The sequence below is a fragment of the Rossellomorea yichunensis genome (genome assembly GCF_032337515.1).
GTDB classification, from domain to species: Bacteria; Bacillota; Bacilli; order Bacillales; family Bacillaceae_B; genus Rossellomorea; species Rossellomorea yichunensis.
The window spans coordinates 413,353-438,975 of the sequence record NZ_JAVYAD010000004.1; the positions used below are offsets into that span (position 1 = coordinate 413,353).

A 25,623-nucleotide genomic window follows, 5' to 3' on the forward strand; every position below is an offset into this window, starting at 1 on the left:
ATTATTCTCGATTGAATATTGGTTCGGGAAAAGGACAAATGTGTATTGATGCGATACTTCAAAGGGGATACAAACTTTTTATTATCGAGTTTCCGCTATATATTATCAACTTTCGGGTTATATTATCGACTTTCCAGATATATTATCGACTTTTGCACTTTTATTATCGACTAAGGAAAAAACGACACGAACCGACATACACCTACACCACACACCCAAACAAAAAAACCAATCCCCGCTACAAGGATCAGTTCTTCCTGAATATCATTACATACCATCCTCCTTCTTTCACGATCGGTTCGACGGACTCCACTTTGAAATTTGTTTTACCGGCCAATGTCTCCATCTCCTTCTGCGACGGAATCGGATACAGGTTCTGGAAGGTCATGAAAAAGCTGTTGAAGGCACTGGAAAACTGCTGCCCGTGCTTGGACTTTTGCATCGGGGTCAGAACAAAGAACAAGCCTTCTTTTTCAAGCCACTTCGATGCTTTTTCAAAAAATTGCAATCTCTCTGATGGGTCGATATAGTGAAAGAGATTGTTGGCCATGATCATGTCAAAGAGCTGACCGGGTTCATATTCATGGAGGTCCTTACAAAGGATTTCAATATTTTCATAGTCACTGAGCGATTCTTCAGCAGCCTTTGCGACGGCTTCATGAATCTCGATCCCTACCATTCTCTTATCAGGATAGCGATCTCCTATTCTCTTCACATATCCTCCTTCCCCACAGCCCAGATCCAATATCGAATTTACATTGTATTTTTTAATTGCCTTCTGCACCTTTGGAAAGGCAAAGCGCTCTAACAGGATCGACGTTTTTGCTACAGTCGAGCCATGGACATCCGAATTGAAATGCTGCTTCGTTTGATTGCGCAATAATTGAGGATACGACAACAAGGCCGGTATGTGCAGCTCCATCATTTCTTTCAGCAAAATACCGGATGAATGAGGGTCCCTCTTTGAAGTCGGCAGCTTCCAGCGGTTCCTCGTTGTGACTTTTTCATCCTCCACCCGCTTCATATGCTTGATGGTGATGCCAACCTCAACCCACTGTTCAAGAAGGTCCATTTCGATATTTTTAGCAAGCGCCACTTCCTGAATGGAGGCAGGCTTTGTAAAACTATCAAACAGATCCATTTCATACCCTACATAGGCATGCCAGCTGTACAGAAACGGCACATTCTTTTTCATCCAAGTTCTTGCACGCCATACTTTCACCATTTCTCCGATCATAGTAGTGCCTCCTTTCCTTTCCAGGGATAGTCCTGGACTACCGTAAATTTTGTGTTGGACTTCTCTTCCTCAGTCAACGAATCCTTTCTGATCGGTAGCACTCCCCCCTGGACCATCCGGTCATACAGGGTTTCCCTCCACATGCCGAGACCTGATATGTTCAGCATTTGCTTGTAATGGGAGATCGAATCCCTCTCCATTCGCTGCAGGCTCTTATTTCGCATCCAGCCAACAGGTCGATACGGATACGAATAAACGAGGGCTGATAAATGGCTGAGATGCATTTGATGGGCAACCCTTCTTTTTCTGACCTTTGGGTACCACTCCAGATTTGCCGGATCTAATTTACCCGCTGAATACATATCACACAGCAACTCTCCAAGAATGCTCCCATCCTGAATCGCCATATTCATTCCTTCTCCTGCCATGGGGTGAACCGTGTGGACGGCGTCGCCTATCAGGGCAAGATGGTCCTTCACATAGGTTTCAGCATGATATTTCAATGGGACCATCAGCTGGATCTTCTTCCAGTCCTCAATTTGGTTCACGTACCCATCGAGATCCGGGCACATTTCGATATAAAGCTTATGAAACTCTGAAATTGGTTTTTTCCTGAGCGTTTTATATTCCCCTGCCGGGATGAGGTAAACGGATCGTACTTCATCGTTTGGCAACGGGAATAGACCCAGGAATGATTGATATGTAGAAATGATACGTCCCTTCTCCATTTCCTTTGGTCGCGGAAAGGTAACCGTTAAGAAGTGATGGTTGTACTTTTTCTCCTTCACATCCACATCCATATGGTCACGGGTGACAGAGCTTCTTCCTTCCGCCCCGATAATGAAATCACTATGAATCTCTTGAACCTCTTTCGTCCCGCGATTCTCAATGATCACCGTATGACCGTCTATTTTCTTACAGATTGTATTCGATCGATAATGAAATGTTGGATACTCCTGCCCTTTTTCTCGGAGAATCCCCTTTAACGTTTCATGATGGATCATTAATGAATAAGGGTATCGACTGGGAAGAATAGAGTAGCTCATCGTGGAGTTCTCCGCTCTCGATTTAGCATTTTTCAATTCAATCAGTTCCAAATCGGAAATGATGTGGCCGTTTTTGAACACAGAGTCAATGACTCCCAATGAATCAAATATTTCCAAGCTTTTGGGCTGGAGGAGTTCTCCCTTGTACACTGAGCCTGGTCCAGGTAACCGTTCAACAACCGTTACGTCTATATTGCACTGCGCTAATTTTAAGCCGAGTGTCAGACCGCCGATTCCTCCACCGCTAATAAAGACGTTCGTCTTCATTTCTCTTCACCTCTTTCCATCTCTTTAACCTTTTTCCAGGATGTTGAAACTTGGCGATGTGCTCACATCCATTCGCCATGAGTAGACAGGTTCTTAAAAAAGAAAAGAGAAATAAGAAATTTGTAGAACGTACTATTTCCCGGAAAATATCAGCTTTTCATGATTCAAAAACCTCTGGCATTTACATATTTTGTCGGAATACTCCCTGAAGGCAATTCGACAATACACGAGAAAATAAAAAAAACTCCACGACAAGAGTTCCCTCTCATCATGGAGTTTCTTCTATTTTTCATTTACAATCGGCAGTAAGATCGTAACGGTCGTTCCTTCCGTTACATTGCTTTGAATCGATAGTGAGCCGTGATGTTCTTTGATGATTTTTTGGCAAATCATCAATCCGAGTCCGGTCCCTTTTTCTTTCGTGCTGTAGAACGGTTCTCCTAAATGCTTCATGCGCTCCGGCGGGATTCCATTTCCGTTGTCCTGGATGGAGATTTTCGCATAACCGTCTTCTTTTTCAAGTTGAACACTTAGGAGACCCCCACTCGGCATAGCTTCCAGGGCGTTTTTCATGACGTTTAAAATGACCTGTTTCATTTGATGGGAATCACAATAAATTTCCGCTTCTTCCACAGAGAACCTTACATCGACTCCTTGCTTCAGGCATTCCATCTTAATGAATTCGACAGAGCTTGTAAGCAGGGTCGTCAATGACGTCAGGGAAAATTGAACGGCTCTTGGCTTCGCCAAGGCCAGAAATTCATTGGTGATGATTTCGATTCGATCGAGCTCTCCCTGGATGACCCCTAGGTAAAAGTCATCCTTCGCATTTTCTTTCATCAGTTGTAAGAAGCCTTTGAGTGTCGTCAGCGGATTTCTGATTTCATGGGCCACTCCTGCTGCAAGTTGTCCGATCATCGCTAACTGTTCTGATTTCTTCAGTAAATCTTCATTTCGCTTCTTCTCGGATAAGTCTCTGATGATGGCTGAAATACCGATGAGGTTTCCATCGTCATTTAAGATTGGATTCATGTTAAAGGCAATTTCGATCGGCGTTCCGTCTTTTCGGTACCGCACCGTTTCATAATCCTTTATTCGCTTCCCGGCCTTAATGGTCATTAAATTCTGTTTGAATTGCCCTACCTGGTCTTCCTGGTGAATAAAGGTGATCTTATGTCCTGTTATTTCATCTTTATTCCAACCGAACATCGATTCAAACTGCTGGTTGACCTTTAATACGCTTCCCTCTGGATCTAAAAGGACAATCCCATCACCGGCATGCTCAAAGTACGCTTCCAGTAATTCTTTCGCTTCCTTTAATTCTTCTTCCATCTTCATTTTCTCTGTAATGTCCTGTCCAAATCCATAAATTCCGATGACCTTGTTTTTGACCCGGATCGGGATGTTGGTGACAGCTACATGGCTTTTGCCACCTTCTCCATTTTCGAAGGTGGTGACAAATCTTGACGCTTCACCTTTAAGGGCGACTTCAAAGTGATTGACGGCTGTGTGACGGCTGCCTTCCGCGATGAAATCACTGAAGTGACTGCCGATCATATAGGGAGAGATATGATTCCATTGCTTATTCACAGCAGGGTTCACTTCCTGGATAATCCCGTTTGTATCTACCATATAAATATTATCAGGGCTGTATTTCACAATTGACTTATACTTTTGTTCGCTTTCAATCAATTTTCTCTGAATATCTTTGATCAGGGAAATATCTGAAATGGAGCAGATGATTTCCACTACCATTCCATCTTGTACCACTGGAACGATGGAGGCGATATATTCTAAATCCTTGTATTCATCCTCATACGTCAACTCTTCCCCTGTTTCCCATATGCGCTTTAGTTTAGGTTGGATCTTCCCTAAGTGATGGGAATCAAATACTTCTTCAATGGTTTTACCAATCACCTTTGAAGGAGTCAGATTTAATTTTTTCAATAGTTCCCCTGCCGCCATCTCGATCACAAATTCATTGCCTTTCTTATTGATCTTATAGGTGATCGTCTTTTGGAGCCTGAGGGTGTTCTCAAGTTCCGCTTTCAATGAGACCAGTTCGTTTTCATAGTTTTTCTTCTCCGTGATGTCGTGAAGGATGATTCCGACACTGTCTACGGTCCCATCACTTTTGTAATTGGCCGGGGAGATTGTAATATTGCATGTAATCTTCCGTTCCTTATTCATCATAAAGGTTACTTCTTCCCCGGTTGTATTCACTCCCCTTATTCCATTCATCACTAAAGTGATAAAGGATGGATTCTGAAGGGGTGTTTGATTGCACAGGGACTCCCCCAGTACGGCATCCGAAATTTGAAACAGCTCCTGAAAGGATTGATTCATCTCCACTACTTTCCCTTTGTTATCAAGGATACATACACAAGTCGGGGTGTTATAAATAAGAGACTCATATATGGCCGAGCGGGAGTTATTCGAGTAATCAAGAGAAACGTGCTTCTCTCCACAGGCCTCTGGAACAATCATCACTAATTCTTTTGTTTCATCTATCTGTTTACGTTTAACTGTGTAGGTATAATGATTTAAACGGATGGAACAATTCTTTTCTACTAAAATTTTCTGAAGAAGATTATCTTCTTGCAGGGTCAATCCTTTCCATTCTTCATTCTCTTCTATAAAAGTTTGGCCTTTCACATCTATTATTGCAGCCGGGACTGGAATCGAATCAACACTCAATGCATGATAGGGTTGCATATCAGCCATAGTACCTTCCTTTTTCGTAACGTTATTTACCACCATTTTACCCTACCTCTTCAAACATATAAACGGTCAATATATTTCATATAAAAAACCCGGGCATGACCATCTGCCCAGGTTTCACCAATTTTTACACCATTAGAAGGTTTCCACCTTCGCAAGCTTTGCGAAATGAACCGCAATATCCGCCCCCACAAGAGCATTGTTCTTTACAAGTGCAATATTCGCTGTAAGGCTCTTTCCGTCTGTTAATTCCTTTACTTTCCCCAGGAGGAATGGCGTTGCTTCCTTTCCGGTAACCCCTTGTTCTTCCGCTTCGTTTAACGCTTTTTCTATGATTCTATTCATCTCGTTTTCATCCATGGCATCCCGGGAAGGAATCGGGTTAGCTACCACGACGCCCCCCTTTAATCCAAGATCCCATTTCGCTTTTAAAATGTCTGCCGTCTCTTCGGTTGTCTCAACTTTATAGTTCACTGAATAAGGGCTGCTTCGTGTGTAAAAGGCCGGTAAGGAATCCGTTCCGTACCCTAAAACAGGTACCCCTTTCGTTTCCAGATATTCCATCGTCAAGCCTATATCCAATATGGATTTAGCACCTGCACAGACAACGGCCACGTTCGTCACAGCAAGTTCTTCAAGATCCGCTGAAACATCCATGGTCACCTCTGCATTTCTGTGAACACCACCAATGCCCCCTGTCACGAAAACCGAAATATCAGCAAGCTCTGCACAGATCATGGTAGCAGCAACCGTAGTCGCTCCGTCCTTTTTAGAAGCAAGGATATATGGGATATCGCGGCGACTTGCCTTGATCACGTCTGTCGCCTGACCTAAATATTCAAGCTCTTCATGGGACAACCCAATCTTGATTTTCCCGTTCAGAATAGCAATCGTTGCTGGAACGGCCCCCTTTGAACGAATGATGTCCTCTACTTCACGGGCGGTTTTCACATTTTGTGGATAAGGCATTCCGTGAGAAATAATCGTTGATTCCAATGCCACAATCGCCATACCTGTCTTTCTTGCTTCTGATACTTCCTGCGAGTATTCCATATATGAGTTGATATTCACGTACATTTCCCCCTAATCAATAGTAATGACTAAACTCTTGTTGAAGCAAGCTCTTGTTCAACGTTGGTGCCACCGTAAATTTGGATTGCAGTGTAATCGACGAGCAGATCACCCCGATCCGGCAGGCTCCGTCTGTATCGGATCCTTTTAAATAACCGAATAATATTCCCGCGACAAGGGCATCTCCCGCACCGGTCACGTCAGCGACTTCAACCTTCGGAGGCAGAACGGCTCTCGCCTCTTTATAAATAGTGTAATAGATTAACCCCTGATCTCCCCGGGTAATCACGACCCTTTCCGCCCCCCTTTGAGTGATGGCTTTAGCAGCTTTAAAATAGTCACCCTCTGTCTCAATCGTCATTCCTAAATACGTTTCCGCTTCCCCTTTGTTGCATATGAACCAGGAAACGCCTTCCAGTGATGCTGGCAGCTTCAACACTTTCGGTTCAGAAACCGGGATGATCGTAAGGGGCACCCCCTCCGTTTGGCACCGTCGAATGATATACTTGAGCACATTCTCTGGAAAATTGGTGTCGAGCAGCACCATTTCCGATGAAGAAATCATTCCCCACCTCTTATCAACAAAACCGATGTCAACGCTTTCATAAATGTTCATATCAGCAAGGGCAAACAGCATTTCCCCACGTTCGTCCAATATGGCGGAGTAAGCCCCGGTGCTTTCATTTAGAAGTCGCTGGGATGCGGATACATCGGCATACGACTTCGTTTGAGATAAAAGCCAGCTTCCTTCCGTATCTTCTCCTACAGCTGTTACCAAATTGGCCTGTTTTCCTAACCGTCCTAAATTCTCGGCAATATTGCGAGCCACGCCACCACTGGATTGCTCTGTTCTAGCAGGGTTTGATGTTTCAGCAATCAATTTTCCGTCCAATTGAAGCTTCCGGTCGATATTCGCTCCCCCGATGCACGTGATCCCGTTTTTCTTCGGAAGAACATACGCACGCCCCATGATTTTCCCCTGCTTCACCAGATTCGAAATATACCCCGCAACGGCTGAGCGTGACATCCCGCTTCGCTCGGACAATTCCTGTTGAGTCATAAATGGATTTTCCTCAATATACGTCAACAAAAGCTTTTCTTTTTCGTTCACAAGCTCCCACCCCTATAAAGAAAAATAACTTTTGTTAATATTCTAAACTTTTGTTTAAATTTAGACAAGATGGAAAATAAAAGAAAAGCGTCCCGATATAACTCAGGACACTTAATTTCATTATTTACTTGCCTTTACCTCATACACATGTTGACTCGATTCAAGAATATGGTCGGGTTTAGGCTTGCCGGCACTCGCTTTATGACCTGCAATATGCTCAGGGCTCTTCTCCCAATTTTTCCAATCCGCTTCCGACTCCCATTGAATCATGACAATCACTTCTTCGTCGCCGCGGCGGACTTTTTTGACGAGGACCTTTAAGTCTATAAACCCTGGCTGCTTTTCAATCAATCCCTCACCAGAAAACCTTTCAACCACTTTAGATGATGTTCCCTCTTTCACTGCCAGGCTCTTTATTTGATAAAACATTTATAAACCTGCCTTCGCATCTTCAACCATTTGTTTCATCGATTGAAGGCCGCCTCCTGAAAGGTACCATGGGCCACCATTCAGATATACGATTTTTTCCTTTTTGTAGGCGTTCGTCTTTTGTACAAGTTCGTTTTCAATTGAATCTTTGACGCTTGCGTTAGGATCAAATGCAGCATCACGGTCGATCACAAACAGTACATCTGGATTTTGTTCCAATACATATTCAAACGTAACATTTTGTCCGTGAGTGGATTCTTCTATGTTTTCATCAGAAGGCTTGAATCCAAATACATCGTGAAGAATTCCGAAACGTGATCCCGGTCCGTATGCACTTACTTCTCCTTCATTCCCCATCAAGATCAATGCTTTGCTATCAAGGCCTCCAGTTTTCTCTTTAATGCCGTCGACCTCTGCTTGAACATCCTCTAATTCCTTCTTCATTTCATCTTCTTTATCAAAGATTTCTGCAATGGTTTCCATGTTATTCGTGAACGATTCCATGTAATTGGTATAATCCGTTTGAACATACACAGTCGGAGCGATTTTTGCGAATTCTTCATACATTTCCGATTGGCGTGCAGAGATAAAAATCACATCCGGCTTCATCGAGCTGATCGCTTCAAAATCCGCCTCTTTCAAACTTCCTACGTTCGTATAGTCTGAGCTGCTGTACTTTTCCAGGTAAGGAGGAATCGTTGCTTGCGGTACTCCCGCTACTTCCACTCCAAGTTCATCTAACGTATCAAGAACACCGAAATCAAACACGACTACCTTTTCAGGGTTTTGTTTCACTTTCGTTTCGCCAAGCTCATGCTTGACTGTAACTTCTTTCGATTCTTCATTTCCACTGGAATTCTTCGCTTCTGTCGTTGATTCTTCCTTTGAACCGCACGCTGCCAAAACTAGTAAGACTGTAAGTAATATTGTTATTAATGACCATTTTTTCATTTTCTTTTCTCCTCTTTTTTTATGAATTAAAATAAACACAAATCCGATTGTCATTCATCTGTTGCACAGGAATATCCATATCATAGATTTCCTTTAATGTTTGGGTTTGTATGATGATATCTGTTGAACCTTCTCGAATGACCTTTCCGTTTTTCATCGCTACGATTCTGTCTGAATACACAGAGGCAAAGTTAATGTCATGCAGGACGATGACGACCGTCTTTCCCAGGTCATCTACTAATCTGCGCAGAATTTTCATAATCTGGACCGAATGCTTCATGTCCAGGTTGTTCAGGGGTTCATCCAGGAGAATATAATCGGTATCCTGGGCGATGACCATGGCAATGAATGCCCGCTGCCTTTGCCCACCTGATAATTCTTCTAAGTAGTTCCCCTCTAAGTCCACCAGATTCATATAATCAAGCGCCTGGTTAACTGCCCTCTCATCATCTTCTGTCAATCGTCCTTTCGAATAAGGAAATCGTCCAAACGATACCAGTTCCCTCACCGTCAAACGGACGTTAAGAAAGTTGGATTGCTTTAAGATCGCGACTCTTTTGGCAAGATCGTCTGAATTCATTTTCCTGAGATCGGCCTGATCCAGTATGATTTCACCACTATCTGAATCTAGCAAACGGCTTACCATTGATAAAAGGGTAGACTTCCCGGCACCATTCGGTCCAATGAACGAAGTGATTTGACCAGATTGAATCGTGACAGTCACGTCTTCAACCACCAGCTTTTTCCCGTAAAACTTGGACAGCCCTCGAATGTGTATCATTTGGCTTTACTCTCCTTTAACAAAAGATATATAAAGTACATTCCTCCGATGAAGTTCACAATCACGCTTAGAGTCGTGGAAAACGTGAAGATCCGTTCTACCGCCCACTGTCCGCCGACGAGGGCAATGACACTCATCAAGCTCGCACCGGTAATGAATATGCTATGTTTGTAGGTCCGAAAGAATTGGTATGCTAAGTTCGCGACAATCAACCCGAAAAAGGTAATCGGCCCGACCAAGGCGGTAGAAACAGCAATGAGCACAGATGCAATCACCAGCATACGACGCACCATTTGATCGTACGGGACGCCAAGATTAATGGACATTTCCCTTCCCAATGACATGACATCCAGGTAATGGATCTTTCTCCAGCCAAACATCATCACGATGGTGACAACGAAAAGGGCAAGCCAAACCAGATCTGCATTAATGTTATTAAAACTCGCAAACATCTTATCCTGAACCATTAAAAATTCATTGGGATCAATCAACACTTGCAGGAATGTGGTGATGCTTCCAAAGAATGTACCAACGATGATTCCGATCAACAATAAAAAATAGATTGGTTGATTACTATGACGGAATAATAATTGATACAGGATAAGAGCAAATACAATCATGGCTGTAATCGATAATAAGAAGTTTATATTCTTGTTTATGACAAGTATGTGATCCGATCCCAGGAAAAAGATCATTACTGTTTGAAGAAGGAGATAAAGAGAATCAAGCCCCATAATACTCGGTGTTAAAATCCGATTATGTGTGATCGTTTGAAACACGACCGTTGAATAGGCGATCGCGACTCCCGTAATGACCATGGCAAGCACCTTCATCCCCCGCCGAGGCAGTGCATAATCATAGCTTCCATTTAGCTCGTAAAATAAATAAACACCACAGAATAATAGAGAAATCCCCAGTAAAATAAGCATTTTCCAACGATTACGCATATGCCTTCCTCCTTACCAGCAAGTATAAGAAGATGGCACTGCCGATGACCCCAACCATTAAACTGATCGAAATTTCATAAGGGTAGATGATGACCCGACCCAAAATATCACAGACAAGAAGGAAGATGGCTCCAAGTAAGGCCGTATGAGGTAATGTCTTCTGTAAGTGATCTCCTTTAAAGATGGAAACGATATTGGGTATGATCAACCCCAGGAATGGAATCATCCCGACGGTCAATACGACTGTCACCGTGATGAGCGCAACGAGAACGAGACCAATATTCACTATTTTGCGATAAGAAACACCAAGGTTCTTTGAGAAGTCCTCCCCCATCCCGGCGACAGTAAATCGATTCGCATAAAGATAAGCAATGATCATAATGGGAATGCTTATGTATAAAAGTTCATATCGACCTTTCATGATTAATGAGAAATCACCCTGCAGCCATGCCGCCATGTTTTGAATCACATTTGCCTTGTAGGCAAAAAATGTTGTCACCGAAGATAACACATTCCCAAGCATCAACCCGACGAGGGGGATAAAGACTGCATCCTTGAACTTGATCCGATCGAGTATTTGCATAAAAAGCAGCGTGCCGGCTAACGCAAATGCAAAGGCAACAATCATCTTCTCAAGTATCGAGGCATTCACAAAAACAATCATCGATACAAGGATCCCAAGCCTGGCAGCATCTATGGTTCCGACTGTCGTAGGGGATACGAACTTGTTTCGACTCAAGCTTTGCATGATCAAGCCTGCGATGCTCATTCCCGCACCAGCAAGTAAGATCGCAAGCAATCTCGGTAATCGACTGATGAGAAAAATCTGTGTCTCTTCGGATTGAAATTGAAGTAAATCCATCGGTGTAATATGGCTCACTCCTACAAATAAAGACAGGAGTGAAAGCAAGATGAGCGTAATAAAAAGGTAACGTTGTTTCATGACTATCCCCAAAACTTTCATTGATTTTTATTGAATATCATTGATATTGAAAATCATTATCAACTAATACAAACCTATATTACAATAAGGTTTCAAGAGGAGTCAACAACTAAATGAAAATCATTATCACTAATTCCATAATCATCCACAACTGAAAAACGGCTCGAAATACGCAGTACAGTTAGAATTACACACAAAAAAAGACTTGCCCTCCCTCTCGGAAAAACAAGTCTTCTGGATTATGAGATTTTCTTTTCTTTTACCTTGCCAGTGTCTTTCATGTAGTACTCATCCGACGTAAAGAATTCATGAGTAAGCCTCTTCACTTCTTTACTTAAAAGAAGGACCGCAATGATATTCGGAATTAAGATCGCTGCAAGGGCTAAGTCAAGGAATTGCCAAATGACTTTTGCTGCACCAACCGAACCAAGGACAATCGCGACCGTATAAACAATCTTGATCCCCTGTGCTGCTTTGTAGCCAAATAGGAATTCTGCCTGCTTTGCTCCATAAAAGACGATGACGATAATCGTTGATAGTACGAAGAAAATCAATGAAATCGTAACGAGGATTCCACCAAATTCCCCGAAATAACTGGAGAAAGCTTCTGTTGTTAGTGCTGAAGGGTCATCCAATGCATTTTCAGCAGTCCAAACCCCTGAAGATAACACGACGAACGCCGTTGCTGTACAAACGATGATCGTATCAATCACGATTCCAACGATTGCCCATAGCCCCTGCCTGACAGGGTGATCGGTTTGTGCAGCAGCATGGGCAATCGGTGCCGTTCCTAGTCCTGCCTCATTGGAATATAACCCACGTGCAAATCCCCAACGGATCGTCTCAGCCACTGCCACACCGGCGAACCCACCCATTGCAGACATTGGTTGAAATGCGTTCGACAGAATCAGACTGAAGAATTCCGGCACTGCATCAATATTCATAAATAGGATGACCAATGCGCTTCCTACATAGATCAGAGCCATGAACGGTACAAAGATTTCCGTCACTTTACCTATACGCTTTATGCCACCAAATACGATTAATACAACGATGAGGGCAACGACAATGCCCGTGATGAGTCCATCCACATTGAATGTTTCTTCTACCGTGGATGCCACAGCATTCCCCTGCACCATCACACTTGGAATCAGCTCGATCATAAGGGCAAAGGCGAACCATACACCGAGCCACCTCATGTTTAATCCTTTCGTCATGTAGTACATGGGACCGCCAACATACTCTCCCTTTTCGTTCTTCTCACGATAGCGGACCGCAAGCACACTCTCGGAAAACTTAAGGGCCATTCCAATCAAGGCAATCACCCACATCCAGAAAACAGCTCCCGGCCCACCAAACATGATCGCTGCCGGTACCCCGACAATATTCGCTGCCCCGATGGTGGATGATAGAGCCGACGTCAAGGCCTGCAACGGCGTCACCGTTCCTTCGCCCTTTGGCTTCTTAAAAACGCTCCCTATCGTTTGCTTAAATATGTAGAGAGGATAGCGAAATTGTATGAATTTCAATAAAAATGTCAGGTACAAACCCGTTGCACCCAAGACAATGATTAATGGAGGTCCCCATAACCATGCCGAAACTTTACCTATGATGTCAAAAAACGTATCCAATCGTGCTCCTCCTTTTTAGTAGAGGCAGTGGCTAAGGTTTGGAATTCTTGATTGGGGCAGGCCTAAATGATCGTACAAATGTATGTATAATGCCTTTGTCTCCTAAATGAGATCCCTGTTCCTGAAAAATTAGCCACAGCTTCTAAATGGTTTTTCAAACTTTTCCCTAAATTTGGTTGTGTGAAACATTTTGTTTGAAAATTGGAAAGTATGAGGATGATATATTTGGTGAAAGTCTATTAAAGTGAGTTTTGGCAGGGGGTTCCATTCGACAAAACCCGTTCATTTCCCCGGAAATACGGCAACTTCTGACCAATAAAAAATCTGCAGCCAACTTCTGACTGCAGATCCCTGTTCTTATTCTGAAACCCTGGGCAGAATCAATACTTCCACCCTGCGGTTTTGTCCCCGACCTTCTGTTGTAGAATTGTCGGCAATCGGTTCAAATTCTCCAAATCCTTTAGCGCTGAACCACTGGGGATCAAGCTTCGGATTGTCCAAAATGATTTTCATAAAATTGACGGCCCTCATGACGCTCAGCTCCCAGTTGGAGTCATATTCCGCATTACTGATAGGCACGTTGTCCGTGTGACCGCTAATGATAATGTTCCGAGGAGGATTCATTTCAAGCAGTGCCGATAGTTCACTTGCCACACTCAGGTCACTTCCCTGGACTGTGGCTGATCCCGAGGCGAATAGCACGTTGTCCCGGATTGTAAGAAGCAACCCTTCATCGGTAAGCTTCGTGACGAATTGAATCTCCAGATTATTCGTTTTGATATACTGATTTATTTTTTCCTGAATTTCCTTTAACTCTTCCTGATCCTTCAGAAATGCCTGCTTTTCAAGCTCTTCCTTACTTAATTCCTTCTCTTTTTCCTCATCACTCCCTGAAGATGCTGCCTGTTTGCTTTCCTTATCGCTCGACTGCTGAGGTGCTACGGGACTGGGATATTCCATCATTCCGGTCCCACCGGTGAATATTTCACTAAACACCTGGGAGAGTTCCCTGAATTTTTGAGCGTCCACTGAACTTGACGCATAAAGCACGATAAACAGGGCCAGTAACAGTGTTAGCAAATCCGCGTAAGGTATCAGCCAGGACTCGTCCATATGCTCGTCGTCATGTTTCTTCTTACGCCGCCTCATCCTCATCCCCCTTTAACAACAATAATCGTTCACTTGCCGGTAAATAGGATGACAGCTTCTGTTCGATCACCCGTGGAGATTCTCCCTCGATGATCGACAGTATCCCTTCTACCATCATCATTTTCATCTGAACTTCACGCTTTGACTTACGCTTCAACTTGTTGGCAAATGGGTGCCAAAGAACGTAACCCGTGAAGATACCGAGGAGCGTTGCAACGAATGCCGCAGAAATGGCGTAACCAAGTTCATCCGTATTATCCATGTGACTGAGGGCCGCAATAAGTCCAATCACTGCTCCAAGTACGCCGAGGGTCGGTGCATAGGTACCCGCTTGAGTAAAGATGAGCGCCCCGGCACTGTGTCTCTCTTCCATGGCATCAATTTCTTCATGCAGTACATCCCTTATGTAATCAGCGCTTTGTCCATCCACCGCTAATGAGAGTCCATCCCTCAAAAAAAGATCATCGACTTCCTGAGTTTTGGCCTCAAGTGCAAGCAGTCCTTCCTTTCGGGCAAGATCTGCCAATTGGGAGAAAAATTGAATCGTTTGTTTCGGGTCCTGCAGTTTTTGTTCTTTAAACAGTATGCCGAATAGCTTCGGTACTTTTTTAATTTCATGGGTTGGAAATGCAATGGTCACAGCTGCCACTGTCCCAAGTAAAATAATCAATATGGCTGCAGGGTTAAGCAAGGCAACAGGGCTTACTCCTTTGAAAACCATCCCCACTCCAACCGCTATCAATCCTAAAATGACTCCTATCAAAGACGTCTTATCCATCGATCGCTCCACCTTACTCTTCGTAGTCTACTACTAATATCGGATGGAACTTCTAATTATTGAGGGGCAAAAGAGTTCAAAATTTTCTCTTAAATTACCGTAAACCGTTATGAAAGCGCAACCTATTTTAGTCGATATATGTAATATATAGGTATTTTTATTAAAGGAGAGAACCGTCATGACCCCAAAGCAATTGAAAGAAGTCGATAGTAAAAGGAAAAACCTGCTGCTCCTGATCACATATTCCATAAGTCTGATCGCAGCCCTCACGTATTCCATCATTAATGAGTCAGGGATCATTACCGTAACCGTATTCGCTTCACAGATCATCATTCTGGCCTCATATTTCATTGTGTTGCAATTAATGTTGAAAAAGCCACATTCCTTTGTGTATTTCAGCATTCCTACTGTTTATGCCATCATCGGAATCTGGCTTTTTTTAGAAGGGGCCAATCCAAACGAATTAGTCATCTTATTATTTTTGGCTGTCATCAGTGCGATTCATTTTAATCCAGTGATCTTTGGGATCGGGTACGGGTCAGGACTCGCCTTATTCATCTTAAATGGTGCCCTTGCACCTGCAAACGACCCGATTTTCAAAGAATTATTCATTCCGGCTTTGCTTGTATATGTACTATTGGGGACGGTCCTTGGAGTGGTGATCCACTTGAACCGCAATCAATTCAAGCAGCTTCAGGAATTTATCAGAATGACAGAAAGCGAAGGCATGAAAAAAGAAGAACAACGAAACTTTCTACAAAAAGAATTAGCGAACATCTCTACAAGCATTCATCAAATCAACGAACAGATACAAACTCACCTGGTCTCACATGATGAAATGAGAACGGCTGTAAATGAAATATCAGCAGGAAGCGTCACACAAAGCGATCAGATTAACAACATCGCTGCTTTTTCCGAAACGACGATGAGTAAAATGGAGGAAGTTTCGAAGCTTTCAAACAATCTCACTGTCCATTCCACTCAAGCGAATTCCATTGCTGTGTCAGGCAGTGAGCGTGTCACTTACTTGCAGGAGAACATGATTGAGTTGAAGAATATTATTGAAGGCCTTCGTCAAACGTTCAGCGAACTAACAAGTAAAATTGAAGAAACAAATACGTTCATTGGAAGCATTCAAGATATTACGGATCAAACCAATTTGCTCGCTTTAAATGCATCCATCGAGGCTGCGAGAGCAGGAGAAGCCGGGCGGGGATTCAGTATTGTAGCAGATGAAATCCGGAAACTGGCAGAGATTACACGAAATACTGCCACGCGTATTAACGACAATCTTGCCTCCGTTAACTCAGTGAACTCTTCTGCTGTCGAAATCATGAATCTCAGCTCAGAAAAGCTGGATGAAAATGTCGGGGCAACCGGTGAGGTAACAGAGTATTTCACGACACTGCGTGAAAAGCTTGCTTCCCTGTCAAACGAGTTCAAGACCTTAACTTCTACGGCATCTGAAGTAAGTGGCCAAACAGAAGAAGCTGAGCTATCGACGAAAGAGCTTGCAGCTGTCATTCAACAGACCTCTGCAGGGCTAGAGGAAATCAGTGCTACCATTGAAACCCTTCATAGCGATAACCGTATGATTGCTCAATATGTTCAAGAAACCGCCACAAGTGCCGAAAGGATTCAACGCAGTGTCGACGTGTAAAATATGATAAACTAAAAGCATCATTAGAGTACTAAAGGATGTGGCACCTTGAAACGAAGAGTCATCATGATGATTCCCATCATGTTTATCGTAGCCGTGGTAGCAAATTGGATGCTCGGCAAAGGATACTCTGAAATCCCTTCCGAAGCCAAAACCATGATCATCATTGGAGCGGCACTCTTATCCGGTGTAATCTCATTTTTCTTATTTAAAGATGAGCCCGAGAAGAAATAAAGAAACACCACTTTCTTTGTCGAAAGTGGTGTTTTCATTATTTCAAGAGCTTATTTTCAATTTTATGTTCATAATTTTTGAATAGTGAACCATTCGTTTTGATTCTTTTCTTTGAAAGCATCGCGTTGTATTTGAGCATGTTTTCACTCAGGCTTTTTTTCAGTTCCTGCTTCTCCAGGTCATCATCACATACCCGTAACAAATCTTCAATGCGCATCATTTCTTTTTTCACATTCATTTCATCCGTTGTATACCCTGCATTCTTCATCATCCGATGGGCCATCTTCAACTCCTGGGGCACTCCTAAATCATCATCTAAATTAAGCGGTTTACCAAAACCCGGCAGTTCTTTAAACTCGCCATCCTCATAAGCCTTCTTAATCCGTTGCTCGGACATGATCATCGAAAAATCCAATCCTACCCCTCCTACTCCATACTCAGTGGACGCGGCTGGTCTTTGACGTATCGATTACTACCCACTTGTTACCATTAGTATATCCAAAGTACTCCAGGATTGTATGCATAAGATACGTCTATTTTCTGACAATTCCTCCTCACATATTTTCGTATGAGCTGGAAAAACTACCTGTATCACGGATGAAAAGGAGTGGCTGACATGGCACGTGGAAAATCGTTCGAATCTAAGAAAAAGGGACATCCAGGAAACTTCCCTCAAAATAGCGCACCAGAGGGAAAACACTCAGAAGACGCAGCCGGGGATGAAGAACTGATTGTGACCCAGGAAGCGTTTAAAAACCGGGTGGATGAGGACGAACATCGTCTGTAAATACGAAAAACGCCAGGAAATCCTGGCGTTTTCTGTTTGATTGGCTGAAAAATCAAAATGTGAAAGGTACGAAAACTTTGTTTTATTTTCAATTACATCACTTTTATTTTCAACTTTCCCATTATATTTTCAAATCCAGTACCTGAACCGCTTTTTACACACTCACACTTTCCTTCTTCGATAAGTCCATCGCCGGTCCAAAGAACTCGAAGTGTATGTTAGATTCAGGAACTCCCATTTCCTTCAGCGTTGAAATGACAGCTTTCATAAATGGCACCGGCCCGCACACATAGCATTCCGTTTCTCCATCCACATATTGTGTAAGGATTTCTTTGTTCACATACCCTTTAAAATGACCTTGAGATTCGTCACGGGGATTTTCGTACACATAGCACGCTTCTCCGTTCATTAATTCTTCCATTACACCGTCTACTTCATTTCTAAAAGCATGGACCCCTTCATGTTTGCTCGCATGAATAAAGGCAGTCGGGCGTTCCGGTTTCGTTCTCGCCACCGTTTCAAGCATACTCATCATAGGCGTGATTCCGACACCTCCGCTTATAAATGCAACAGGTGATTCGGCATCCGCTAAATAGAAATCGCCTGCCGGTGCACTGACTTCAATTTCACTTCCTACGGCTACTTTGTCATGTAAGAAATTAGACACTTTCCCTTGAGGGTCGAATTCCGCTTCTCTTTTAACAGAAATTCTGAAGACGTTCTCCATTGGCGCACTTGATAAACTATACTGACGAATATGGGTGAACTTTTCACCAGGGATGGATACCCGTACAGAAATATATTGACCCGGCATGTAGGTTGGAACATTGCCCCCTTCTTTTGGTTGAAGATAGAAAGAGGTTATACTATCGCTTTCCACTACTTTTTTCGCGACGATAAACGGTTTAAAGTCTCTGTATCCGGCATCTTTGTTCACCGTTTCCTTGTACATCTCTTCTTCTACATCAATAAATACCCCCGCGATGACACCGTATGCTTCTCCCCACGCTTCAATGATTTCATCTGTCGCCGCGTCTCCAAGAACTTGCTTGATGGCTTGAAGTAAATGCTCCCCAACGATCGGATAATGCTCAGGCTTAACGCCTAAACTTCTATGCTTGTGCGCGATTTGCTTTACAACCGGCAGGATCATCTCGAGCTTATCGATATTCTGTGCAGCTGCATACACCGTATTGGCTAATGCGGTTTGCTGTCTGCCCTTTTTCTGATTGGCATGATTGAAAATATTTAGTAATTCCGGATGATTAGTAAATAAATTTTTATAAAAAGTGGACGTAATTTCCGTTCCTTTGACTTCTAACACTGGCGCAGTCGATTTCACGATTTCAATGGTTTTTTGAGATAGCATATTGGTCACCTCTAAAGATATGTTTTAAATACATCTTTAGCGTACTCCCCTTTTTACCATAAAGCAATATACAAAATACATCTTTAACAAAACAGCCACATTTAGACACAAACATGCTTCCTTCTGTATAATAAATGTAACGGATCGGAAAGGTGAGATAAATGAGACTAACTTTATACACTGACTACTCACTGAGAGTCCTAATCTTCCTGGCATCAAAACCAAAAGAGGAACTCTCTAATATAAAAGAAATCGCTGATGCCTACAGCATCTCAAAGAACCATCTGATGAAAGTGACGTATGAACTGGGGAAAAACGGTCTGATTGAAACGATCCGCGGCAGAAACGGCGGTATCAAACTAGCACAATCCCCGGAAGATATAAATATCGGAAAACTTGTCCGGACCACAGAAGAAGACTTCCACCTTGTCGAATGCTTTGACGCCAAGAACAACAGCTGCGTCATCACTCCAGTCTGCGGACTTAAGCATGTACTCGGGAAAGCGTTAAACGCCTACCTCTCTGTCCTTGACGAATACACCCTGGCCGATTTGATCCAAAACCCGATGGACTATCGGTTCCTATTTCAAGAACAGAAGCAGGATGAAGCTTCCACCTAGTTATGAAAACTCCTTTCCATTTCAATGGGAGGAGTTTCTTGTTTGGGATGGAGTAGAGTCAGGCGCGTTTTATCCAGGTATAACTTATCCACAATTAACTCACACCCATTCAAAAAAGCCTGTTTTCCAACTGAAAACAGGCCCCTCTCCTACTTCTTACTCTCACTATATTTAAATGTCATGAACACGAATAGGAAAAAGCTGAGTAATAACGTGCTTCCTCCTACTATATAGAAGACCATCGTGAAGCTTCCCGGCAGGTTAAATGGATTTAAGTTGTACATCCACATCCCAAGGGTTAATCCGATTGAACCGATAATCGCAGTCCATACGTGGGCAAATGCCAGTTTCGAAGATTTCGGCACTTGATAGGAACGATAATAAGAAGAATACGCAAATAAGCTTAACCAGCCCACTACTAAAATATGAGCGTGAATGGGTTTAAATGCATAGGATCCCGCTCCTGCCATATGAGACCCGAGAAATGCTCCAATAAACCCATAGATGGCGGACATTCGTAATAAAAGGACATTCCACGGCACTGTTTCTTCCCCCTTTTTCATCTGAAGTATTGCTTCAATCATTATAGTATAGTTTCCCCGTGGTTCGCTATGTTTCTTGTTTGGATGCCACAGAACGTTCATTTTCAATGCACGAAACAAATACTTATCCCTTCTTTCGCATACGATAGAAAGATGGGTGTAAACACTTGCAAACGGTGCCCGCACTGATACAATAAGAATGTAATAGAACATTCTGAAAAAAGGAGATTACATATGTCTAATTACCAACAAAATCTTGAGAAATATGCTAGTCTGGCTGTTGAAGTCGGCGTCAATGTTCAAAAGGGACAGACACTTGTCATCAACACGTCCATCGATTCGGCAGAATTTGTCCGCTTAGTGGTAAAGAAAGCCTATGAAGTTGGGGCTAAGCATGTCTACGTTAACTGGAATGATGATGTAGTGAACCGTACGAAATATGATCTTGCTCCCGACGAAGCATTCCAGGAGTTCCCACAGTGGAAAGCAAGAGAAGTCGAAGAGCTTGCTGAAGGCGGAGCTGCATTCATGAGCATCGTATCTTCAAGCCCTGATTTGCTTAAAGGGGTAGATCCAGACCGCATCTCAAACTTCCAAAAGGTAGCTGGAAAAGCAATGTCCAAATACCGTCAATTCATTCAATCGGACAAAGTGAGCTGGTGCGTACTGGCTGCCCCTTCGAAAGACTGGGCTGCAAAAGTATTCCCGGAAGCTTCTGAAGAAGAACAGGTGGATTTACTTTGGGATGCAATCTTCAAAGCAGTCCGTGCCGACCAGGCTGATCCTGTCCAGGCATGGAAGGATCACGACGCAAACCTTCACGAAAAAGTGGAATACCTGAACGAAAAGAACTACAAAAAGCTTCACTACACGGCACCGGGGACGGACCTTACAATCGAGCTTCCTCAAGGTCACCTGTGGGTGGGAGCTGGAAGTGTGAACGAACAAGGAACCACTTTCATGGCGAACATGCCAACGGAAGAAGTATTCACGGTTCCATTAAAAACTGGTGTGAACGGAACTGTATCAAGCACGAAACCACTTAGCTACGGTGGTAACGTGATCGATAACTTTACGATTACATTCGAAAACGGCCGTATTGTGGATGTTAAGGCTGAGGAAGGCGAAGAAATCTTGAAGCGCCTTGTGGACACAGATGAAGGGTCTCATTACCTTGGGGAAATCGCCCTTGTCCCTCATCAATCCCCAATCTCTCAATCGAATGTGTTATTCTACAACACATTATTCGATGAGAACGCATCAAACCACCTTGCGATCGGAAATGCCTATGCATTCTGTATCGAAGGCGGAAAGAAAATGAGTGAAGAAGAGCTTGAGAAAAACGGTTTGAACAACAGTATCACACACGTTGATTTCATGATCGGTTCTGACAAAATGAATATCGATGGAGTGAAAGAAGACGGCTCGACTGAAGCAGTATTCCGCGATGGCGGTTGGGCGTTTTAAGATATGACTGTGGAGGATCCCGGAAGGTGGCTTGGCTGCCTTTTGGGATTTTTTTATGGGGGTGAGGTGGGGATTGGAAGAAAATCGCTTGACTGAGCGCTCAATCCGTTGGGTGTAACTGGAAAAAGACGCATATATTGAAATTTTGACGCAATAAATTTAAAAAATGACGCATAAAATTATATTTTGACGCAAAAAGCCTGAAAAAAGACGGAATTCTCTCCTTTCGATCGGTGTATCCTTCTCCCGTCATCCTATTAACCTTCCATTCACAATGTTATTAGCACATTTTCGAAACAAATCTTCCTCTTTCGTTTAAAAAGCTCACCCATACTGCTTCGTCAACGCAATGGCTGCAATCGTCGCACCCGCTGCCTGGGCATAGCTTCCGAATGCGGTGACCTGCAGTCCGATTTCCTTCATTTCGTTTAAAATATAAACTTCTCCTATCGCTTCAATTGCTGCTCCAAGGGATTGAAGTGAATTTCCGGCTGCAAGAAGATTTGAAAACTCCCGAGTACCCAAAGTGGCCCCATAGGCTTCCAGTCCTGCCCCTAAGGATTGGATGGTGTCTCCAAAAATATCAAGGTTCAATCCTTCCACTTCTCTTCCTGCGAATTGGAGTTCAGCTGCTGCAACGTTTGTTACGTTTCCTGAAGCCTGAATCCAATCACCGATCACTCTTAACGTTTCTCCAAATGAACCGTCCGAGACTTTTTCCGCTCCCACCCCCTGAAGTGCATTTCCTGCCGCTTCAAATCCGTTTCCGATGGAGACCAACCGAAACCCGAGAGGCTCTTGACCGGATCGTTCTTCTTGTATGACCATGGTTTCGCCAATTGCTGCAATCACCGTTCCGATCACCTGCGTCCAAGCACCAGTAATAAGGATAAGCCTATCGATCACCTCCACCCACCGTTCCTTTCCCATTCAATACTTTTAATGTATTCAGAAAGGAGAAAATGGTATCTTTAGTCGCTGCTTCATCATGAGTAAATATTTTGTAAATACCAGTTAAATCAGTCTTGTTTATTTTGTCCTATCGAGCTATGATATTCTAGTTCATCTAGCGTTTCATGAGGGGAGGAATATAGATGAGAATTCGAGATTGGGACCGTAATTTAAAGGTCCGGCTGTTTGGGGAAGCAGCGATTAACATTACGTTCTGGATGTTCTTTCCGTTTTTGACGATTTATTTTACAGAGTCATTCGGAAAGCAGACAGCAGGATTATTATTGGTCCTTTCACAGGTATTCGCCGTACTCGCGAATCTGATGGGAGGCTATTGCGCAGATCGCTTTGGGCGAAAGCGTATGATGGTCATTTCGGCCTTCGGACAAGGCTTTGCCTTTCTAATCTTTGGCCTTGCCAGTTCACCGTGGCTCGATTCAGCCATGATCGGTTTTATCTGTTTTAGTTTGGTAGGAGTATTTGGCTCGTTTTATTGGCCTGCAAGTCAGGCGATGGTGGCCGATGTAGTGGATGAAAAGGACCGCAGTCATGTGTTTGCAGTCTTTTATACGTCCATAAATATCGCAGTGGTCGTAGGACCGATCCTTGGAGGGATTTTCTATGTTCATTACCGTTTCGAGCTGTTAATTGCCGCTGCGCTTATCTGCATGTTCCTAGCTCTTCTTTTATATAAAATGACGAGGGAAACAGCACCTCTAGACACTAGTAAGCTACTGGTGACAGAAGGAAAAAAGAAAGCCTGGCATAATGTGATATCAGATCAGATAAAGGATTACAGTGTTATTTTTAAAGACAAAACGTTTTTATTATTCATATTAGCAGGGATTCTCGTAGGTCAAACGTTTATGCAACTGGACCTGCTGATTCCAGTATATATTAAAGATGTGATGGATCAAGCCACTCTGTTCAGCTTCGGGGACTGGTCATTGACCCTTGTGAGTGAGCAGGTATTCGGTTTGATACTATCTGAGAATGGATTCCTGGTTGCCCTTCTTACGGTGGTCATCACGAGATGGATCACGAAATTCCGTGAGCGCAATGTGTTCATCCTATCCTCAGTCATCTACGCCGTTTCAATTTTTATGTTTGGACAAACAAGCTCGGTTTGGATGTTTGTGATTGCCATGGCGGTGTTCACATTCGCAGAGCTCATGACAGCGGGCATCCAGCAAAGCTTCGTTTCAAAGCTTGCACCGGATCATATGCGGGGGCAGTACTTTGCCGCAGCCAGCCTGCGCTTCACAGTCGCGAGAACGATCGCACCTCTATCCATCACCCTCTCACTTTATGTAGGGTATGATTGGACGTTTATCATCCTTTCGATTCTTGCTCTTGTGAGTGCCGGACTCTTCTTCATCATGTTCGAACGTTTTGAAAAAGAAGAACTGGAATTGAAGAAAGCTGTTCAATAAAAAAAGGAATGATCCGCAATGGATCATTCCTTTACTTTTTTACAGTCCTAAATCAAAACCTTCATCATCAGACTGTAGCATTGTATTTAGACCTAGATCTGTCGAAAGACCAAGGTTGAACTCAGAGTCTGAAGAATCTTCATTCTCCCATTGAGTGTAGCTTGCATCTGCATTTACACCAAGGTTAGACATTAGAGAAGATTCATCTTCTTCATCAGAAGACAAGAATCCAAGAGTTGTATCTGTACCAGCATTTAATCCGGCACTCGTATACTCTTCTTCATCAGAATCCATTGATTCAGCCCATAGTCCCGCTTCCACTGCGTTCATGACAGTAACAGCAGTTTGTTCGTCTTCATCGTTCGACATAGCACCCAGCATCAGGTTATTCGCTGCGTTTGTTTCAAACTTAGAATAGTCGTCGCTGTTTTCAACAGTCGTCATGACAGAAGTATCGTTCATAGTTTCTACTTTAGCAGAATCACCATCTTCTTTATCTTCTGTTCCCAATACAAGACCATTTGCAGAATCAGTACCAAATGACGCTTTAGAAGAATCGTCTTCGCTTTCAGCACTTACCCAAACATTTGAATCGGTCATGGCATCAGCCATTACTTTGTTCTCTTCGTCAGATGCAGAAGCATTCAGACCGGAAGTAACGTTTCCGGAAGTAGTAGTGGCATAAGAATCATCTTCTTCATTGTACATCGTTTCGTTCATGATACCAGCGTCAGTCATAGCTCCAACTTCCGCTGATCCGTCTTCCCCTTCAACAGCCGCGTTTACGTCCTGTGACGCTCCCGCTTCTGTTTTGGAAGTGAAAGAATCATCTTCTTCACTGTACATTGTTTCATTCATGACTCCAGCGTTAGTTTCTGCATTCACTTCCGCTGATTCGTCTTCTCCCTCAACCACTGCATCTACATCCTGTGATGCTCCCGCTTCTGTTGTTGAAGTCGCTGCATCCTCTTCTACTGTTGTTTCGTTCATGACTCCAGCTTCAGGTTCCGCATTCACTTCTGCTGATTCTTCTTCCCCTTCAACCGCTGCGTTTACATCCTGTGACGCTCCCGCCTCTGTTGTTGAAGTCGCTGAATCCTCTTCTACTGTTGTTTCGTTCATGACTCCAGCATCAGTTTCTGCATTCACTTCTGCTGATTTTTCTTCTCCCTCAACCGCTGCGTTTACATCTGAAGTCGCTTCTGCACCATTATTCCTAGTAACAGAATCATTTTCTTCATCAACGACGGTTTCGTTTACGACATTTGCATCTGCATCAGCACTTGCATCCGTATTTAATTCTTCATCTGATCCGCCAATATTCAACCCATTTAATAGACCATCTTCAGAATCCAGGATGTTGGCGTCTTCTAGTAACCCATCATTGCTGTTAAGCAGTGAATCATTCCCTGCCGCTAAGCTTGTTTGACCTCCGATTGCTAGACTTGCTGCTAATCCACCTGTCATTACTAATGTTCTAAATACGCTTTTTCTCATT

At 43.3% G+C, this 25,623-nt stretch carries 24 protein-coding genes; 6 read left to right on the top strand and 18 right to left on the bottom strand.

The genetic code is table 11. From position 1 onward, the window contains the following. Nucleotides 1-247: 247 nt before the first annotated feature. The 13 genes from RSX31_RS13070 to motA form a co-directional block, all read right to left on the bottom strand. Nucleotides 248-1,237: a class I SAM-dependent methyltransferase gene (locus RSX31_RS13070; RefSeq protein ID WP_148994967.1), complete on the bottom strand. Its 990-nt coding sequence runs from the start codon at nt 1,235-1,237 to the stop codon at nt 248-250. Next, nucleotides 1,234-2,550, bottom strand: coding sequence for an FAD-dependent oxidoreductase (locus RSX31_RS13075; RefSeq protein ID WP_315634843.1), 1,317 nt, complete (start codon nt 2,548-2,550; stop codon nt 1,234-1,236). The genes RSX31_RS13070 and RSX31_RS13075 overlap by 4 nt, the downstream gene beginning before the upstream one ends. Before the next feature lie 282 nt (nt 2,551-2,832). Then, a complete protein-coding gene (locus tag RSX31_RS13080; RefSeq protein ID WP_315634844.1) occupies nt 2,833-5,310 on the bottom strand; it encodes a PAS domain-containing protein in 2,478 nt (825 codons plus the stop codon). A gap of 96 nt (nt 5,311-5,406) precedes the next feature. After that, complete coding sequence (locus RSX31_RS13085; protein ID WP_315634950.1) at nt 5,407-6,324, bottom strand: pseudouridine-5'-phosphate glycosidase; 918 nt, start codon at nt 6,322-6,324, stop codon at nt 5,407-5,409. 34 nt (nt 6,325-6,358) lie between these two features. Further along, a complete protein-coding gene (locus RSX31_RS13090; RefSeq protein WP_148994971.1) occupies nt 6,359-7,453 on the bottom strand; it encodes a carbohydrate kinase in 1,095 nt (364 codons plus the stop codon). A 120-nt stretch (nt 7,454-7,573) separates the two neighbouring features. After that, nucleotides 7,574-7,882 (bottom strand): antibiotic biosynthesis monooxygenase family protein, encoded by a 309-nt coding sequence (locus RSX31_RS13095; RefSeq protein ID WP_148994972.1) that lies wholly within the window; start codon nt 7,880-7,882, stop codon nt 7,574-7,576. After that, nucleotides 7,883-8,833 carry a siderophore ABC transporter substrate-binding protein gene (locus RSX31_RS13100; RefSeq protein WP_315634845.1) on the bottom strand — a complete coding sequence of 317 codons (951 nt, stop codon included), beginning with the start codon at nt 8,831-8,833 and terminating at the stop codon, nt 7,883-7,885. Between the two features lie 19 nt (nt 8,834-8,852). Next, a complete protein-coding gene (locus RSX31_RS13105) occupies nt 8,853-9,614 on the bottom strand; it encodes an iron ABC transporter ATP-binding protein (RefSeq protein WP_315634846.1) in 762 nt (253 codons plus the stop codon). Beyond that, complete coding sequence (locus RSX31_RS13110) at nt 9,611-10,561, bottom strand: iron chelate uptake ABC transporter family permease subunit (protein ID WP_315634847.1); 951 nt, start codon at nt 10,559-10,561, stop codon at nt 9,611-9,613. Before RSX31_RS13110 ends, RSX31_RS13105 begins: the two co-directional genes overlap by 4 nt. Continuing rightward, nucleotides 10,554-11,504 (bottom strand): ABC transporter permease, encoded by a 951-nt coding sequence (locus RSX31_RS13115; RefSeq protein WP_148994975.1) that lies wholly within the window; start codon nt 11,502-11,504, stop codon nt 10,554-10,556. The genes RSX31_RS13110 and RSX31_RS13115 overlap by 8 nt, the downstream gene beginning before the upstream one ends. Before the next feature lie 239 nt (nt 11,505-11,743). After that, nucleotides 11,744-13,135 carry an alanine/glycine:cation symporter family protein gene (locus tag RSX31_RS13120; protein WP_315634848.1) on the bottom strand — a complete coding sequence of 464 codons (1,392 nt, stop codon included), beginning with the start codon at nt 13,133-13,135 and terminating at the stop codon, nt 11,744-11,746. A gap of 357 nt (nt 13,136-13,492) precedes the next feature. After that, the gene (motB, locus tag RSX31_RS13125; RefSeq protein ID WP_315634849.1) at nt 13,493-14,284 is read right to left on the bottom strand and encodes a flagellar motor protein MotB; all 792 of its coding nucleotides are present in this window, start codon (nt 14,282-14,284) and stop codon (nt 13,493-13,495) included. Further along, nucleotides 14,271-15,062 (bottom strand): flagellar motor stator protein MotA, encoded by a 792-nt coding sequence (motA, locus tag RSX31_RS13130; protein WP_315634850.1) that lies wholly within the window; start codon nt 15,060-15,062, stop codon nt 14,271-14,273. The genes motB and motA overlap by 14 nt, the downstream gene beginning before the upstream one ends. Nucleotides 15,063-15,240: 178 nt before the next feature. Between motA and RSX31_RS13135 the strand changes: the two genes are divergently transcribed. Both RSX31_RS13135 and RSX31_RS13140 read left to right on the top strand, forming a co-directional pair. Beyond that, nucleotides 15,241-16,722: a methyl-accepting chemotaxis protein gene (locus tag RSX31_RS13135; protein WP_315634851.1), complete on the top strand. Its 1,482-nt coding sequence runs from the start codon at nt 15,241-15,243 to the stop codon at nt 16,720-16,722. Between the two features lie 48 nt (nt 16,723-16,770). Continuing rightward, nucleotides 16,771-16,956, top strand: a complete 186-nt coding sequence (locus RSX31_RS13140) for a histidine kinase (protein WP_315634852.1) — start codon at nt 16,771-16,773, stop codon at nt 16,954-16,956. Between the two features lie 37 nt (nt 16,957-16,993). Here the strand turns inward: RSX31_RS13140 and RSX31_RS13145 are convergent, their stop codons facing one another. Further along, nucleotides 16,994-17,371: a DnaJ family domain-containing protein gene (locus RSX31_RS13145; RefSeq protein WP_148994980.1), complete on the bottom strand. Its 378-nt coding sequence runs from the start codon at nt 17,369-17,371 to the stop codon at nt 16,994-16,996. Between the two features lie 201 nt (nt 17,372-17,572). Here RSX31_RS13145 and RSX31_RS13150 point away from each other — a divergent pair, with 201 nt between their 5' ends. Continuing rightward, nucleotides 17,573-17,743, top strand: coding sequence for a hypothetical protein (locus RSX31_RS13150; protein ID WP_187443193.1), 171 nt, complete (start codon nt 17,573-17,575; stop codon nt 17,741-17,743). A gap of 154 nt (nt 17,744-17,897) precedes the next feature. On the opposite strand, the gene hmpA is transcribed toward RSX31_RS13150, so the two are convergent. Next, nucleotides 17,898-19,112: an NO-inducible flavohemoprotein gene (gene hmpA, locus RSX31_RS13155; RefSeq protein ID WP_315634853.1), complete on the bottom strand. Its 1,215-nt coding sequence runs from the start codon at nt 19,110-19,112 to the stop codon at nt 17,898-17,900. A gap of 161 nt (nt 19,113-19,273) precedes the next feature. Here hmpA and RSX31_RS13160 point away from each other — a divergent pair, with 161 nt between their 5' ends. Then, nucleotides 19,274-19,732: an RrF2 family transcriptional regulator gene (locus RSX31_RS13160; protein WP_148967382.1), complete on the top strand. Its 459-nt coding sequence runs from the start codon at nt 19,274-19,276 to the stop codon at nt 19,730-19,732. 149 nt (nt 19,733-19,881) lie between these two features. On the opposite strand, the gene RSX31_RS13165 is transcribed toward RSX31_RS13160, so the two are convergent. Next, on the bottom strand, nt 19,882-20,274 hold the full coding sequence (locus tag RSX31_RS13165) for a hypothetical protein (RefSeq protein ID WP_397541184.1): 393 nt from the start codon (nt 20,272-20,274) through the stop codon (nt 19,882-19,884). Nucleotides 20,275-20,508: 234 nt separating this feature from the next. On the opposite strand from RSX31_RS13165, the gene RSX31_RS13170 reads away from it, so the two are divergent. Further along, nucleotides 20,509-21,741, top strand: a complete 1,233-nt coding sequence (locus tag RSX31_RS13170; protein WP_315634854.1) for an aminopeptidase — start codon at nt 20,509-20,511, stop codon at nt 21,739-21,741. Nucleotides 21,742-22,065: 324 nt separating this feature from the next. Here the strand turns inward: RSX31_RS13170 and RSX31_RS13175 are convergent, their stop codons facing one another. After that, entirely contained in the window at nt 22,066-22,647 is a 582-nt protein-coding gene (locus tag RSX31_RS13175; RefSeq protein ID WP_315634855.1) for a DUF6944 family repetitive protein, read from the bottom strand. Nucleotides 22,648-22,835: 188 nt separating this feature from the next. Between RSX31_RS13175 and RSX31_RS13180 the strand changes: the two genes are divergently transcribed. Further along, a complete protein-coding gene (locus RSX31_RS13180) occupies nt 22,836-24,125 on the top strand; it encodes an MDR family MFS transporter (protein ID WP_148994984.1) in 1,290 nt (429 codons plus the stop codon). A gap of 39 nt (nt 24,126-24,164) precedes the next feature. Here the strand turns inward: RSX31_RS13180 and RSX31_RS13185 are convergent, their stop codons facing one another. Beyond that, complete coding sequence (locus RSX31_RS13185) at nt 24,165-25,622, bottom strand: putative sodium/potassium/calcium exchanger (protein ID WP_315634856.1); 1,458 nt, start codon at nt 25,620-25,622, stop codon at nt 24,165-24,167. Between the last annotated feature and the right edge of the window lies 1 nt (nt 25,623).

Excerpts from the sequence above, each read along its gene's own strand:
- RSX31_RS13070 (WP_148994967.1), bottom strand. The coding sequence starts at position 1,237 with ATGATCGGAGAAATGGTGAAAGTATGGCGTGCAAGAACTTGGATGAAA.
- RSX31_RS13075 (WP_315634843.1), bottom strand. The coding sequence starts at position 2,550 with ATGAAGACGAACGTCTTTATTAGCGGTGGAGGAATCGGCGGTCTGACA.
- RSX31_RS13080 (WP_315634844.1), bottom strand. The coding sequence starts at position 5,310 with ATGGTGGTAAATAACGTTACGAAAAAGGAAGGTACTATGGCTGATATG.
- RSX31_RS13085 (WP_315634950.1), bottom strand. The coding sequence starts at position 6,324 with ATGGAATACTCGCAGGAAGTATCAGAAGCAAGAAAGACAGGTATGGCG.
- RSX31_RS13095 (WP_148994972.1), bottom strand. The coding sequence starts at position 7,882 with ATGTTTTATCAAATAAAGAGCCTGGCAGTGAAAGAGGGAACATCATCT.
- RSX31_RS13100 (WP_315634845.1), bottom strand. The coding sequence starts at position 8,833 with ATGAAAAAATGGTCATTAATAACAATATTACTTACAGTCTTACTAGTT.
- RSX31_RS13105 (WP_315634846.1), bottom strand. The coding sequence starts at position 9,614 with ATGATACACATTCGAGGGCTGTCCAAGTTTTACGGGAAAAAGCTGGTG.
- RSX31_RS13110 (WP_315634847.1), bottom strand. The coding sequence starts at position 10,561 with ATGCGTAATCGTTGGAAAATGCTTATTTTACTGGGGATTTCTCTATTA.
- RSX31_RS13115 (WP_148994975.1), bottom strand. The coding sequence starts at position 11,504 with ATGAAACAACGTTACCTTTTTATTACGCTCATCTTGCTTTCACTCCTG.
- motB (WP_315634849.1), bottom strand. The coding sequence starts at position 14,284 with ATGAGGCGGCGTAAGAAGAAACATGACGACGAGCATATGGACGAGTCC.
- motA (WP_315634850.1), bottom strand. The coding sequence starts at position 15,062 with ATGGATAAGACGTCTTTGATAGGAGTCATTTTAGGATTGATAGCGGTT.
- RSX31_RS13135 (WP_315634851.1), top strand. The coding sequence starts at position 15,241 with ATGACCCCAAAGCAATTGAAAGAAGTCGATAGTAAAAGGAAAAACCTG.
- RSX31_RS13150 (WP_187443193.1), top strand. The coding sequence starts at position 17,573 with ATGGCACGTGGAAAATCGTTCGAATCTAAGAAAAAGGGACATCCAGGA.
- hmpA (WP_315634853.1), bottom strand. The coding sequence starts at position 19,112 with ATGCTATCTCAAAAAACCATTGAAATCGTGAAATCGACTGCGCCAGTG.
- RSX31_RS13160 (WP_148967382.1), top strand. The coding sequence starts at position 19,274 with ATGAGACTAACTTTATACACTGACTACTCACTGAGAGTCCTAATCTTC.
- RSX31_RS13170 (WP_315634854.1), top strand. The coding sequence starts at position 20,509 with ATGTCTAATTACCAACAAAATCTTGAGAAATATGCTAGTCTGGCTGTT.
- RSX31_RS13180 (WP_148994984.1), top strand. The coding sequence starts at position 22,836 with ATGAGAATTCGAGATTGGGACCGTAATTTAAAGGTCCGGCTGTTTGGG.
- RSX31_RS13185 (WP_315634856.1), bottom strand. The coding sequence starts at position 25,622 with ATGAGAAAAAGCGTATTTAGAACATTAGTAATGACAGGTGGATTAGCA.